Origin of the sequence: Herbaspirillum sp. CF444 (assembly GCF_000282135.1) — a bacterium.
In the GTDB taxonomy this organism is placed as follows: domain Bacteria; phylum Pseudomonadota; class Gammaproteobacteria; order Burkholderiales; family Burkholderiaceae_D; genus Herbaspirillum.
This window is the reverse complement of the sequence record NZ_AKJW01000041.1, coordinates 1-14,886: the sequence shown is the minus strand read 5'-3', so window position 1 is coordinate 14,886 and position 14,886 is coordinate 1. Positions and strand designations below refer to the sequence as shown.

13 protein-coding genes are annotated in these 14,886 nt (G+C 52.9%); all 13 read right to left on the bottom strand.

Going from position 1 to position 14,886, the window contains the following annotated elements; translation table 11 throughout:
- Positions 1-2,335, bottom strand: a 2,335-nt coding sequence (locus tag PMI16_RS09255; RefSeq protein ID WP_007878797.1) for an FG-GAP-like repeat-containing protein, incomplete at its 3' end; no start/stop codon positions are given.
- Between the two features lie 41 nt (positions 2,336-2,376).
- Positions 2,377-2,832 carry a type II secretion system protein gene (locus PMI16_RS09250; RefSeq protein ID WP_007878795.1) on the bottom strand — a complete coding sequence of 152 codons (456 nt, stop codon included), beginning with the start codon at positions 2,830-2,832 and terminating at the stop codon, positions 2,377-2,379.
- A 5-nt stretch (positions 2,833-2,837) separates the two neighbouring features.
- Positions 2,838-3,221, bottom strand: coding sequence for a type II secretion system protein (locus PMI16_RS09245; RefSeq protein ID WP_007878794.1), 384 nt, complete (start codon positions 3,219-3,221; stop codon positions 2,838-2,840).
- A gap of 3 nt (positions 3,222-3,224) precedes the next feature.
- Entirely contained in the window at positions 3,225-3,716 is a 492-nt protein-coding gene (locus tag PMI16_RS09240) for a type II secretion system protein (protein WP_007878793.1), read from the bottom strand.
- 11 nt (positions 3,717-3,727) lie between these two features.
- Positions 3,728-5,995: a cohesin domain-containing protein gene (locus tag PMI16_RS09235; protein ID WP_007878792.1), complete on the bottom strand. Its 2,268-nt coding sequence runs from the start codon at positions 5,993-5,995 to the stop codon at positions 3,728-3,730.
- 12 nt (positions 5,996-6,007) lie between these two features.
- Positions 6,008-6,514: a hypothetical protein gene (locus PMI16_RS09230; RefSeq protein WP_007878791.1), complete on the bottom strand. Its 507-nt coding sequence runs from the start codon at positions 6,512-6,514 to the stop codon at positions 6,008-6,010.
- Positions 6,511-7,065, bottom strand: coding sequence for a hypothetical protein (locus PMI16_RS09225; RefSeq protein WP_007878790.1), 555 nt, complete (start codon positions 7,063-7,065; stop codon positions 6,511-6,513). Before PMI16_RS09225 ends, PMI16_RS09230 begins: the two co-directional genes overlap by 4 nt.
- 10 nt (positions 7,066-7,075) lie before the next feature.
- The gene (locus PMI16_RS24980; protein ID WP_007878789.1) at positions 7,076-7,636 is read right to left on the bottom strand and encodes a PilN domain-containing protein; all 561 of its coding nucleotides are present in this window, start codon (positions 7,634-7,636) and stop codon (positions 7,076-7,078) included.
- Positions 7,636-8,445: a hypothetical protein gene (locus PMI16_RS09215; protein ID WP_157212576.1), complete on the bottom strand. Its 810-nt coding sequence runs from the start codon at positions 8,443-8,445 to the stop codon at positions 7,636-7,638. Before PMI16_RS09215 ends, PMI16_RS24980 begins: the two co-directional genes overlap by 1 nt.
- Positions 8,423-10,147, bottom strand: coding sequence for a GspE/PulE family protein (locus PMI16_RS09210; protein ID WP_007878785.1), 1,725 nt, complete (start codon positions 10,145-10,147; stop codon positions 8,423-8,425). The genes PMI16_RS09215 and PMI16_RS09210 overlap by 23 nt, the downstream gene beginning before the upstream one ends.
- A 145-nt stretch (positions 10,148-10,292) precedes the next feature.
- On the bottom strand, positions 10,293-11,483 hold the full coding sequence (locus PMI16_RS09205; RefSeq protein ID WP_007878784.1) for a type II secretion system F family protein: 1,191 nt from the start codon (positions 11,481-11,483) through the stop codon (positions 10,293-10,295).
- A 28-nt stretch (positions 11,484-11,511) separates the two neighbouring features.
- Positions 11,512-11,919, bottom strand: a complete 408-nt coding sequence (gene gspG, locus PMI16_RS09200; RefSeq protein ID WP_007878783.1) for a type II secretion system major pseudopilin GspG — start codon at positions 11,917-11,919, stop codon at positions 11,512-11,514.
- 375 nt (positions 11,920-12,294) lie between these two features.
- Positions 12,295-14,886, bottom strand: a 2,592-nt coding sequence (locus tag PMI16_RS09195) for an RHS repeat-associated core domain-containing protein (protein WP_007878781.1), incomplete at its 5' end; no start/stop codon positions are given.

The window sequence follows — 14,886 nt, the reverse complement described above, 5'->3', positions numbered from 1 at the left end:
CGCCATTGGAGGACGCGACTGAGGAAACCACAGAGAGTGGTGCTTGTATATCCTGAATTGGATATTGAGATGCAGTCCCGCCGGAATCTTTTACATATACGCCGCTATCAACCAACGTCTTGTAGTTCACAGCTGTACTTTGTTTCAGGTTATTTTTGAATTGACTAACGTCTACTGATCCGGTCTTATTCAGGAAACTATACGATAGCGCTAAAGCACCATCGATAAATGCGAAATCAGTTTTTCCATCTCCATTAAAATCCCCTGTCACAGTACTATAAGATGCCTGTGGCGGTAGGCCAAAATGCCAACCTACATGAACCGGCTGTCGTATCGAAGATGAAAATGTTCCATCTCCACGACTGTGGAATAGATAGACATTCGTGTCGCCAGTGTCGCCTGCAAATGCAAAATCCGTCTTCCCATCTCCATTGAAATCTCCAGAGATCGTCTGATACCTTGCGTGTATAGGCGATCCAAAATGCCATCCTGCTTTCAATAGCTGAGTAGACATGGCAAAAGTGCCATCGCCCTGGCTAAGGAAGACATAGATACTTGTATCCTGATCATCTCCGGCCATCAAAAAATCAGTTTTTCCATCCCCATTGAAATCTCCCGAAATTAGCTCATAGGTCCCGGCAACGCCGAAATGCCAGCCATTTGCAGTTTGCTGCCTGGATGGAGAAAAAGTACCGTCACCATTCCCCATAAAAACATAGATATAGTGAGACTCATCATCTCCTACAAATGCAAAATCCGTTTTTCCGTCTCCATTGAAATCACCAACTACCGTTTGATAAGCGAGATGAATCGGAGAACCAAAATGCCAACCCGCTTTTAGCAGCTGGCTGGACATAATGAAGGTGCCGTCACCCTGACTGATGAATACATATACGCTTGTATCTTTGTCGTCGCCTGCCAATGCAAAATCCGTCTTACCATCTCCATTGAAATCACCAACAATTAGCTCGTATGTTCCTGGCACGCCGAAATGCCAACCATTCGCGGTCTGCTGCCTGGATGGAGAGAATGTACCGTCCCCGTTGCTCAAGAATACGTAGATATAGTGAGACTCATCATCTCCTACAAATGCAAAATCCGTTTTCCCGTCCCCGTTAAAATCTCCGATTACCGTTTGGTAGGCAGATGAAATCCTGGCACCAAAATGCCATCCCGCCTTCAACAATTGGGTAGATGCAGTGAATGTTCCGTCCCCCTTGCTAAGGAAAACGTATATGTTTGTATCCTGATCATCTCCCGCCAGAGCGAAATCGGTCTTCCCGTCACCGTTGAAATCGCCCACAATCAATTCATAGGCTCCAGGACTTCCAAAATGCCAGACACTGCTTAGAACGTTCTGAGTTGACGTGAAATCCGTAGAGAAATAATCACCAATTTGATTCAAAAACTGAAGATCCAAACTTGAAATACAGTTACCGTTGCCAGCGCACTCTTGTATGCTTGAGACGCGGGAAGGGAGTTGAGTCTGGTTTGGCTCATAAAGTAATTTGTACTCTTTGAGCAAGGTACTTCCTGAATAGCTTTTTGCCGCAACAAGTCGAGTGGTTGTTTTGTTGATTGACCCTGCATGATAAAGCGATGAAACATCAGGCCTGGCTTCATACTGGAATTGCACAGAGTTTGTTGGCACCGTATTAGTTTTGCTATTACCGGCGTAGTCGACCCGAATGGGATAGTAGCTACCATTAGCGACATCTTTCGTGTAACTGGCCGTCAGGTAATTTCCCTTTGTGTCTTCGATACGATTCAAGGCCCAGGCGCTGACAGCAGTCTTACCCTGCGCTTCGATCCGGGCATCGCTGGTCCTTCCATACTCCATCACCTGACCGGCCTTGGTCCATACCTTGAACCACGCAGGCCCGTTGCCCGCAATACCGTACGACACGATCTTCGCAAAGCTCTCTCGCTCAGTGCGATACTCCGTTCCATCGCCACCTTCGCTGCCACTGACGGCAATCAGCCGTTGACCATCCAGACAGTAGCGATCATTGCCGTCATAGTTCACACCGCCCCGAACGCCATCTTGCGCCATCGTCCGCGGGCATCGTCCTACTCCTCCCAAGCCGCCAAGACTCCAGCCAACACCCAGCAAACCATTGCCGGCCTGGCTGCTGTAATTCAGCGACAACTTGGGCTCCATGCCTCCGACACCGGGAGACACTTGAATCGGGATCGTGTAAGTTGCCGCGCCACTCTCGCTAACCTGGAATTGTCCGGGCGTGACCATCTGCGCCTGCGCAAACGGTACAAACGATATGACCAACAACAGACAACTTAATAGCTGCTTATTATTTTTGATGTTTAACGCAGTCATCACGAAAACTTCCCCTGTTTTATATTTGAAGAAATATCTGCTTATTGCGAAGGCAAATAAACGAAATGCCAGTCGCTGTATTTCCTAATCCCGATGAAGTCACCACCTTCTTGCTCAAAGACGCGCTTCATTGGTTCTTTCTCTGAAAGACTGAAAATCCCCATAATGCCGCCATCGGGCGCCCGTATCAGCCCCCACTTCTCTTCACCGGTAAAAGGATCTTTGTATATTTTCCGGAGGTATCGACTCGTCACGAGTTGGCGATTGTCTTTCAGAAGATCATTCAGGCTATTGGGATAGCGTTTGATAATGCCTGGCGTCTTCTGGTAATAAACACCGATGGCATTTCGAAAAGCATTCCCGATAAATAACAATTCGCGCTCCTTCTCGCGCTGCTGCGCCGTCGACCAGAGCACTCCGGTGCCGGCGATCGATGCGGAAAATATCGCAACAAAAAACAAAAGTGCAAGATAAGTGAAGCCGTCTTCATTTTTCATAGGCACTACCATTCGCGATACAGGGTGCCGTCTTTAGCCCGGGCGGAAGATCCGCTGTGGATGTCAAAGACACCGCCCAAATCCGGATTTTCCGGTGCGACGACAACCCAGGTCTTGTTGCTCTCGGTGACCGGATCAAGCGGGATCTTGCGCAAATACTTGTGCGTCACCAGATCATCCAGCGATTGGGGATATTTCCCCGTGTCGCCATAGAATTTGTCCAGGACGTCCCGCACGCTAGCCAGGTTTTCTCTCAGGACAGCTTCTCTCGCCTTGTCCACATTTCCGATGTAACGGGGCGCGGCAAAGGTCAGGAGCGTTGCGATGATCGCCATGACCACCAGCAGCTCAATCAGCGTAAAGCCTCGTTTTTTCTTTTGGCCAACCATCATTTACCACTCTCGATAGGGAATGCCGTTCAGACCTGTACCGTCCGAATTGGAATAGACATCAAAGACATCGCTGCCTTCTTTAGGCTCCTCGGCACTGGACGCATAACTTCTCTTTCCCCATGTGGCGGCAGCAGAGCCCGGAGCATCCTCTTGCAATGGATCTCGTGGAATGCGTCGCAGAAAATATATCTTCTGTGAAGTGGGACTCTTTATATCGGTGACTCCTTTTTGAAGGAGTTCCAAATTGGACGGATAACCCGAATCTCCGGCTCTGACTTCCACGCGTCCGTCATCCACTGCCTTTTTATAACTATCCAGCGCAAGTCTTATTTCACGCAAAGAGCGTCTCAGTTCCGCTTCCTTATTTCTCTTTGCCACCAGCCCCGCCATCGGGATCGCTGCACTGGCCAAAATAGAGACGATGACGATCGTCACCAAGAGCTCAACAATCGTAAAGCCCTCCTGGCCAGCCCGTTTGGTGCGCCGAGTCACAAGTCCGCCTGTCAGTTCGACGGTTGAACAACGAACGGCGCCGGCAGAACAGGAACCGCAGTACTGTCGCCAACCGAGACCGGCGTCGCCGACACGATCTTTACTTCAGTCGGTCCTTTGACATCCAAAGCTCTGAAAGTAAATACCGCGACGGCATCCTCACCATGCGCCCCTTCTACTCCCGAGCGGACAACGCTGACAAATGCCTTCCCTGATTTGGCATCTACGTTGCTCGACAGGCTGGATTGACCACCGTCCTGTTTAAAGAAAGGCCCTTCTGCAATTTCCACGACCTGAAGCGCTGCAGGATCGAATCCCAACTGGAAAGGCAAACTACGCAGACCGCCATCCGTCTTGACCTTCAGCGCAACCTTGAATTGTTCTCCGGCCTTCACCTGTTTCGGCCCTTGCCATTGCAACGCGATGACCGAGGGCGCCGTGTTCTTTTCCTTGCCCGTACTTGAGCTTCTGGGTTCATTCGCAGGCGTCTTGCCGGATTTCAAGTCGTCTTCCGGCACTTGTGGCTGCAGCGTCAAAGGACGATTGCGCAGCGACATTTCGGTACCTGACCAGAATTCATTGAAAGCAGCTTCCGGGCGTTTGATGTTGCGAATCAGATGCGGCGTGATCGACAACACAATTTCCGTCTTTTGCCGGTCGTCTTTTTGACTTGAGAACAGTCTTCCCAGAATCGGAATATCTCCCAGTCCAGGGACACGGTTCGAGCTCATGCGGTCCTCGTCGCCAATCAGCCCGGCAAGTACCTGCGTTTCACCATCCTTTAACCGCAAGACAGTCGAAGCGGAACGTGAACCAATTTGATAGGTAACGGAACCAGCAGGCGTCAGCACCTGATTCGTGATCGAACTGACTTCAAGCCCGACTTTAATCGCGACTTCATCTTGCAGATAAACGTTAGGCTCCACTTCCAGCTTGATGCCGACGTCCAGGTATTGAATGCTCTCGGAGATAATCCCGGTCGCCGTAGTGGTCGTCGTTGAGACCGGCACCTTGTCTCCGATCATGATCTTCGCCTTTTCCCGATTGCGGGCGCGAATACGCGGATTGGCGAGAATATTGGCGTCGCCGACTTCGCGACGGAGATTGACCACTGCGCTGGACAGATTGGCCCCGATGCGATCCGAATTGATGTTCTTCAGATCCGTCAGTGTTGTTGAACTTGAACCGCTGCTGCTCAATGGCGACAACGTCAACTTGGTCGGCCATTGAATGCCCAGTTCGGTAAGCTTGGTTCGCTTGACCTCCAACACTTCGACTTCGAGCATCACCTCCGGATCTGCCAGATCGTGCATGGCGATCAGTTTTTCCGCCAGCTTGATTGCCTCGGGCGTATCGCGCATGACGATCAGGTTCAACTTCTCATCGATGAAGATATCCTTGGTCTTCAACAAACCTTTGATCATGGCCTGTGTTTGCTTCGCATCTGCATTGCCGAGGTAGAAGCCTTTAACAACCAGCTCCTGATAGTCCTTCAGCTTCTCCGGCGTATTCGGATAAATCAGGATGGTGTTACTGTTTAAAACCTTCTTTTCCAGCCGGTTGGTCTGCAGCAGCAGGTCGATTGCATTCTCAAGCGATGAATCGCGCAGAAAAATTGTCGTACGCAGATCCGGCTTCACATCCTGATCGAGGATGAAATTAACGCCGCTGGAGCGGGCCAGCGCCTCGAAGACGATCCGCAGATTGGCATCGCGAAACTCCAGGCTGATGGGCTTCTTTTGAGACGATTTCAAGACGGGTTCCATTACCGTCTTTTTATGATTCAGTTCATCAATTTGCCGCTTCAACCCGGCGAGCTCGATATTGGAAGAGCCATCGGCAAATATCGGCTTCAATAATGCGGAAGCTCGATCCACCTCTCCCTTGGCCAAGGTCTCTTTGGCCAACTCGATAATTGGCGCGTAGCGCCGTTCCTTTTCCAGTGCATCGATCCCGGCCTGGGCGCGGTTGTTTGACGGCTCCAGTTGCAAGACGCGGCGATAGTAGCCTTCGCTGCTGTCGAAAGATCCGGAGATCCGGTCAGTATCCGCAGAAGCCAAAAGACGATTGACCTGATCCTCCTTGCGCCGAAGATAATCGGCCCGGAACGAAATATTATCGGGCGCTTCCTTGCTGGCCTGTTCCAGGCTGGCCAATCCCTCATCAAATCGGCCCTCCGCGATCTGATTCAGACCGTTGCGGTGCGCTTGCTCTCCTGCGCACCCCGCAAGCATCACCACAATCGCGGCACCCCATGCCGCATTTCTCATGAATTTCATTATTTCGCTTCTTTATAAACCTGCGCCGATGGAGATGGTTTGCCTGATTCCCAATGGAAGGTATTGGATGACTAAATTGCCCTTTTCCACACCTTCAAACCGGTAACTGCTATCAAACGTATCGCCCTTTTTAATCACAAAGGATTCATTCCCTTTGCTTAAATAAATCGTCCAATTCTCGCCATCCTCTTCCAGTTTTCCAACGTAAGAAAATGGCAGGGGCGGCGCCGTCGGTTTGGGAGGCGCCTGTGGAGGTGGCGGCGGTGGCGGCACATACCACGACTTGGGCGTAAATGGATTGATGTCTCCTACCGACATTTCCAGGCGCGTCGGATTTCCCAACGCCAGTTCACGCGCCGGCGTTGCTCCCGAGGCTGCCGGCCTGACCTTGGGGATGTCTCGCTCGGCCGGTTCGCTGATGGCAACCGAGTCCTTTTCGCTATAAAACTGCTGCACGCTGGCGCCTATCGCCAACAACAACAGCGCACCCAATATGGCCAATCTTCTCTTGGGCGTCATTGCAAAGGCCTCAGATACAGCGCGAATTTCAACTGCGCGTCGATCATCGGATCGTTGATGCGCTGCCGCGTAAAAACGACGCTATCCAAGGATGCGTTGGGAACCTCATTCAACACCTGCGCGATGAACTTCCGTATCTGCAGATAGCCGCCTTTCACCGGAAAAACAAGGTCATACCGCAGCAGCTTGCTGTCACGCTCCCCGGCCAACTGGTAGTCGCCGCGCTCAAGTACAACGCCCTGCATCGAGGCGGCGGCATAAATTCTGTCCATCCCGTCCGGTACGGTGTCTTGCTCGGGGAAAAATCGATAAAAGTCGGCCAGTTGCTCGGCAGGATTGAGGGCTTTGATTTCAGTGGAACGCAGCTTCGATTTCCGGCGCAACTCCTGCGCATCGGCTTTCAAGGAAGAAACGTCCTGACGCAACGGTATCAGCACAAGAAAATAAGAAGCAATGCCGATGCCCAACACCAACATGCCGACGCTGCCCGGCCAACCCAGCGCCTGAAAAAATCTTCTAAGCTGCCAAAAGAAAGAGGAGGATATTTTCATCGGAATGGTCCTATCTCTTTCCCATGATGTCCGGCGTCATCAACCACTTCGCCACGGCGACGAAACGCACGGGCCTCTGCGGATCTTGCGGCTGCACCTGATGATTCATCACATACACGTCCTGCAAAAGCGGAATCGCCGCCAATTGACGCGCATACGCCGTCACTCCGTTGAAGTCTTTCGCCTCTGCGGTAATCCGTATTTCCTTTCTTTCCGTATCGGGTTCGATACTCAGCAGAGTGACCTGATCGCTCATGGTCGATTCGATCTCCCGAAACAAGGCATCCCAAGGCAAAGACAAGTGCGAGATCGCTCTGTTTGCGGCCTTCAGCTCGGCTTGCAACTGATCGCGGTCACCCGCCTTCACCTTGTTCGCTTCCGGGCGTGTTGTTTTGCGTTCGGATTGTTTCAAGTCCCGCCATGACTTCTCCCATGCGGCCAACTCTCGCGACGAGCGGACATAGGCCCGTCCTTCACAAGCCGCGACAATCAAAGCCGCGAGCAAGAACATCAATCCAAGCCAGCGCCACGGACTTCTTACGGCAACAAAATTGATTCTTAAAGATTGCATCAGGCCGTTGCTCCAGCGATTTCCATTTTTCGGCCATGCTGCCCCTGAAGCCCTCTACCCAACAGATGAAATTTTTCCATTTGCGAAAAGACCGAGGGATCAATGACCGCATGCAGGTCCAGATAAACGCGCGTCTGTTCGCTCTCGCCCTGCAAAACAATCTCCCGATCTATCGCCGCCAGCAAGGCCAAGGTCATATCCCCCGACAATTTCACCGTGCGGATAGTGCGCCACGCGTTATCCCTGACGATACCCATCACGCACAAATCACGTTCAACACTGACGATCAGCCCATTTCCTGCAATCCGCTTCCGCCAGGTATTAAAAGTATGCACAAAGCGAGGCACAACCGAAATCAACCGAATCTTGTGTCCGGCAAGGACACTACTGAGCGCCTCAAAAAGCCCCTCCGGAATCGAACAGGCAATCCCATCTTTTCCATGCGTATCGAAATGCCAGGACAATTTCGCCTCCGAATGCCCTTCGCCAAACAAGACATCAAAATGAATCCGCGCCAAGGTGATCGCTTCGGATTTTTTCTGAAAGCCATCCGACCACGGCAAAAAAACATAGCGGGTAAATGCGTCCGAAATAATCAACTCAGCATCCGTGGCCGCCCATTTTGATTGAGCAAGCCATTGCCCCAGTGCCGACACTACTGCACCCCAGTTCGGCGACGCGTCGTCAGGCTTCACGGAAAGCGACCCGAGCTCCTGAACCGGCGACCGCCATCCTCGCTTGCGCAAAGACACGGTCAGCGTGTCCGGCATCACGACGACAGTGAGCTTATTGCGCGACGAAAGTAACACGATTGATTTCTTCCAAAGTTGTCTTTCCTGCAGCCATCAGGTCCAAAGCCGCTTCGCGCAAGAAGCGCGTTCCATTGGCGCGCGCGGCCTCCTTGATCGTGCGAATCGGCGCCCGCGCAATGATCAGCTCCCGCAATTCATCGCTCAGATTCAATACTTCACCAATAGCATGACGGCCTTTGTAGCCGGTCCCCCGGCAATGACCGCATCCCTTGCCGCGGCGGAACTGCATATGACGAGCCTGCTCCGCATCAATACCCGATGCAGCGAGCTCTTCCTGTTCGGGCTCATGTGGAACCGAACACTCAGGACAAATGAGGCGCACCAGGCGCTGCGCCATGATGCCGTTCAACGCCGAAACGAAGCTGTAGGTATCGACGCCCATATGCAAAAAGCGTCCCAGCACGTCGAACACGTTGTTCGCATGCACGCTGGTCAATACAAGGTGACCGGTCAACGCCGACTGGATCGCAATTTGCGCCGTCTCGGGATCGCGGATTTCGCCGACCAGGATTTTGTCCGGATCGTGGCGCAGAATCGAACGCAAGCCGCGGGCAAAGTTGAGCCCCTTCTTTTCATTCACGGGGATTTGCAACACGCCCGGCAACTGGTACTCCACCGGATCTTCGATCGTGATGATCTTGTCCTGGCCGTTGTTGATCTCGGACAAAGCCGCGTACATCGTCGTCGTCTTGCCGCTACCCGTCGGGCCGGTCACCAGCAGCATGCCGTAAGGTTTTGCCGCCAGTTGGCGAATTTCCGCCAGCGTTGCCGGCTCAAAGCCGAGCAAATCCAGCCGCAAGCCCTTGATCTGATCCGTCAGTGTTCGCTTGTCGAGAATACGGATGACGACATCTTCGCTGACGATGCTGGGCATGACGGAGACGCGATAATCGATCTCCTGCCCTTTGATCGACAGCTTGAAGCGGCCATCCTGCGGAATGCGGCGCTCGGCGATATCGAGCTCGGCCATGACCTTGATGCGCGACACCACCTGCTCAACCATGTCCATGCCCGGCACCGACGCAATATGCGCCAGCACGCCATCAATCCGGTACTTCACCTGCAAGCCGGCGGGGGTCGCTTCCAGATGGATGTCGCTGGCGCCGATCTTCATCGCGTCGTAGATGGTTGAATTGACCAGCTTGACGACCGGGCTGGTGTCTTCTGCGATGGAACTGAGGGACAAATCCTCGACGGCCAGTCGCACCGATTGCTCGCCGCTTCCCATATGCAAGGCGCCGTCGATCGCGCGCAAGCTGTCTTCATGCACGGCAAAATAGGCCGCCAGATCGGTCTTGTGCGACAGCTGCCACGACAAGGCCTGGCCGATGCGTGTCTCCAGCCAGGTCTGCAAAGCAAGGTCGAAGGGATCGGCAAGTACGCACACCAGCGTATCGCCGTCATGAGCGACCAGGCAGTTGCGCTGCAACGCATCGGGAAAAGAAAGCAAAGAAAAAGACGGCGCCAGGCGATACAGGCCCTCCATATCCAGCACCGGATAATGCAGGGTCTTGCCCAGACGATGCATGAACTGCGAAGCCGTCAGCGCCATTCTTTCAGCGGACTTCTCTTCCAGCACGGCCATCATGTCGCGCTGATTGCTTCCCACCAGTTGACGCACTTCCTGGATCAACGCCAGAGGAAGCGGTTCAACCGGCGCCGAAACAGCAGCCGAAATGGCATGGTCAAGCAAGCTCATACATCTCTTTGATTTTTGTCATTTACATGGAACAGTCACCCTGAGCCGCACACCATACCGCCCCCGGCGTAGCGACCCCATCCTGTTCCGCCCCAAAAACGAAAGAACCTGCATATGGCCTCTTTGCAAAACCATGCGCAAGTTCTTATTGAATACTACTGGCCAATTCAAAAATCGGCAGATACATCAACAACACGACGATACCGATGATCAAGCCGATGGCGATCATCAGCAGCGGCTCGAACAATCGTGTAAACCAATCCACCCAACGGGCAATCTCATCGTCATACAGTTTGGCGATACGCTCCATGGACTCGCCCATGCTGCCGGAACGCTCGCCGACTGCCAGCAAGCGCACGCCGACATCCGTCGCCAATCCATTGGTCGAAAATGCCTCTGACACCTGCTGTCCTTCGCTGATGCTCAAGGCTGCGTAGCGCAAGCCGTCACGCAAAGCGGGCTGACGCAGCAGATCCGCCACCATGTCCAGCGCCGTCACAAAAGGAATGCCGCCATTGATCAGCATCGCCAACGTGCGGGTAAAACGCGCCAACTGATAGAGACGGATTTTCTCGCCCATGGTCGGCAACGACCACAAAGTACGCGCCAGCCACGCCCGCGTCGCCGGCCGCGTCAGGCCATACGCGATAGCCGCCAACAACGAGAAAAAGCCGAGCATCACGCCAAGCACATGATCACTGAGAAAATGCCCCCATTGCATCAGCACCCGCGACATCCACGGCAGATCGCCACCGATGTCTTCGTACACGCGGCTGAAGCGCGGCACCACATAACCGAGCAAGAACAGGATCACCAACATGCCGACGCAGATGAGCAGTACCGGATAAACCGATGCCGCAACAACCTTGTCGCGCACCAGATTCAATTGACGGTGATATGCCAGATAACGGCGCAAGGCCTCGTTCAGATCGCCGGTGTGTTCCGACGTGCGGATCGTTGCGACATACAAGGAAGGAAACGCATCCGGCATCGCCTGCAAAGCGCGGGAAAACGACAAGCCTTCGCGCAGATGGCGACCGAGGTTTTCCAGTATCTTCTTGCCTTCGGCATCACGCGACTTGCGCGCCAGGATATCGACGGTCTCCACCAGGCTCAAACCGGCGTCCAGCAACGCCAGCAATTCCTGGCTGAACAGCGCCACTGAAAACTTCTGTCGCTTGCCCAACCGAAGCGACAGGCTCAATTGGCGCTGAGCGGAAATGACGCGATAACCTTGCTGCTCCGCCTGTCGTGTCGCCTCAACGAGGTCGGCCGCACTCAGCGTCAGCGAACTGACGCCCTCCGGCACACGATAGACTTTGAGTTGAAATTGCATACATCAGGGATACAGCCACGGCAAAACATCACCAGTTGGTCACGTCCGCATCCTCCCCTTCGCCACCGGCTTTGCCGTCACGGCCATAAGACAAGATATCGTAGTCGCCGTGTTCACCGGGGAAACGGTAAATGTACGCGTGCTGCCATGGGTCTTGCGGTAGCGCCTTCTTCAGGTATGGACCTTGCCATCGGGTCTCGCCGGCGGGTTGCTTCATCAGCGCATCGAGGCCTTGCTCAGTTGCCGGATAGTGGCCCGTGTCGAGGCGATAGACTTCGAGGGCCTTTTCAAAGGCGTCAATTTGGGCGCGGGCGGCTTTGGTTTCGGATTTGCCGATTTGGGCGAAGTAGCGGGGGGCGACGTAGCCGGCAAGGAGACCGATGATGACCATTACGACCAATAACTCCAATAAGGTAAAACCCAATTGCTTTTTCATACTCCAACCAATTAATTTAAATTCTCTTTGTTCATAAATGATTTTTCCACTCTTTTTAACCATCTATTCCCATTAAAATAATTTCTCCCGGCACCAATATATGCATTCTTGCGCAGATCACACTCTTTCATCTTGTTCTTAGCGAGAGCCATGACTGCCACCATGTACATCCTGCCGCGAAGAAGCTGCCAACCCAGAGTGCGTGCTGTCGACAATCTTACTTCTCAGCACTAGCCTCAATTAAAAACGTCCTGCACCATCTTCCGCAGATAACGGATAACGTAACGGATTCGAACCAATTTTATGTGCCACTATATTGACAACAAAGAAAATATATCAAACAAAAATTCTACAAGGGCAGGCTCTCACATTTTCTCATTCACATCGAATGCAGCTTTTCCGATAAATAGGATTATTTCCAATAACGGCAGTGAAGCTAAATGCCGCAGCAGGAAGCATGGTTCCATAATTGGTAAATACATTAAAACTCTGAATATATCCTCGAGTAAATATTGTGTCGTGAATTGCCGCTACAGCGTTCATTCCCGGGATTCTATTCATAAATCGACTTAACGGCCCACTCTGTTTGCCGAAGTCACCATCACCATTCAAATTTTCATTTATGCCAAATAAATTCATTCTTTGAGCACTCAGAGGAATTCTCCCGTCACGGGTAATATCTGGTTCGTAGGTATTGGCTCCTTTGACCGTGGGATCAAGAGTCAGATCTGGATGATTTTCCCCCGACGCCAACGACGCTCGCCAACCGACGAATTCTTTATATCCCTCTGACGCAAGAGCAAACAAAGCTGCCTGCCGAAATCCATCCATAAATGAGTCTCCCTGTAATCGGGCTGCGACTCCGGAAACTGTCGCCTTTGTAACGATCGTAGACAAAGCACTTGCATCGGGTGCTATTTGCTGAGTCACAGATGCCGACACGTAAGCGATTGCACCACTTTTGTATGCGGCGCTCATTGATCCGGTTCCCTGGTAAGCATAATAAGAAGCCCAATGAGCCGCCGCAGTTGGACCTCCATAGTAGGTAGCCACAGCCATCCCAATCATATAAGCCCACTTATTGTTCATAATGAACGTATCGACTCTAGCTTGTCCTGGCAAACTATGTTGAAAGTCGAATTGATTCTTTTGAGTTGGGATGACCGCCGATTTAATCCCGAGCTCTATTGCTCTACCGGCTTGACCAAGCACACCATTATTGCTTCCTACAATCCCGCCAAGCACTCCACCACCGATGAATCCTCCCAAACTAAAATATCCAGTAGGATCCGTCGAATTTAAGGGATTATTGAATACATATGCATATCGGTTGTAACTTTGAATATTATCCGATGCCTGGATATACGGATCGGCACTCATGAACCGCCCAATGGCCGGATCATAAATCCGTCCATTCATATGGATCAGACCCAGCTCCTCCAGATGCTCATGGTTCGTAAAGCCGCGATCGGTATTTTGCCCAACAATTTCTCCTGCATTGTCCGTATTGCCTGCCGGGAAACGACGTTTGCCGAACGGCTCATAGGCCAAGCGCTCAATCGCATTGCCCTGCTCATCCGTGATCGTCGTCGTCGAACCCAGTTGATCGCGGTGCATGTAACGGATCGTCTGGGTCGAGCCAACCAGTTTGATCAAGGCAATGACCTGACCACCTGCCGTAATGTACTGCTTATGCTCGATCGTGCCGTCGGTCTTGATGTCCTTCTCATAGAACAAACCGCCGGTATTGTCCGGATGCAGATAGATGGTGGTGGCTGCCGGCGCAATCTGTTTCACACGCTGATGTTCAGGACCGTAGGCAAACGCCAGACTGATCCCCGGCGCGCCAATCGCCTGCGGCATGCCGAAGCTGGTGTACACCTCGTTGCGGCCACGGTTGGCAATGACCTGGCCGGTGCTGTCAATCGCGACTTCGGAGATCAATGCACCATTGGCGTCATAGCTGTATTGCAGCTTGCCGCCGTTGATGAAGTTCAGTTCCTTCAAGCCATGCGGCTTGTCGTTCGCATTGCCATAGGCATACGTCCCCATGTCGCTGCGGTTGGTGATGTTGCCCAGGTTGTCGAAGGTGTAGTTGGTGCTCGACAGACCTGCTGCCGGTGAATTCACTACCGCATTGGTCAATCTGTTGAGACTGTCGTACAGGAAGGTTTCCGTCAGGTTCTGGTTGCCGTCGGTGCGGCTGACCAGATTGCCCAGGTAGTCATAGGCGTAGCTGAAGTTCTGTACATTATTGCCGGCGCCGGCGTAGATGTTCTTCAGACGACCGGTCGTTGCCTCGAACACCTGTTGCGTCACGACGTTGTTGCCGTAGGTCTGTTGCAACAGTTGGCCCAGGGCATTCTGCGTGTCGGCGCGCCAGAGTAAAGCGTTGGTCTGGCTGTTTCTGACTTCTTTCAGGTAGCCCAGAGTCGTGTAGACATACTGCACCGTCAGACCGGTCGGGTAGGTGACGGTGTTGATACGGCCATTGGCGTCGTAGGTGGCGCTGCTGGTGTAGGTCGTATCGATTGTAGTCGTGGTACTGCTACCCCGGCCCAAGCTGTCGTAGGTGTTGCTTTTGAGGTAGCCGTTGTCGGCCGTCGAACTGCACAGCTTGCCGATGCCCTTGGTGCAGTTGTCGTAGGTCCAGCTGCTGACCAGGTCGGCTTCGGCGCGACTGATCATGCGGCCGAGCTTGTCGTAGACCATGCTGGTGACCTGGCCCTTGGCATCGGTCTGCTTGGTCAGCTCACCGAAGGCGTTGTATTCATAAATCCAGGTACCCATGTCGGGGTCGACCATTTGCGTCTTGCGGCCGCGCAGGTCGTAGCTCAGGCTGACGATGTTGCCTTTGGGATCGGTGGTGGCGATCAGGTTGCCGATGGCGTCGTATTGATAGGTCAGGCTGTTGTTCTGCGGGTCGATCACTTTGACCAGCTGGCCCTGGCTGTTCTTGATCTTGGT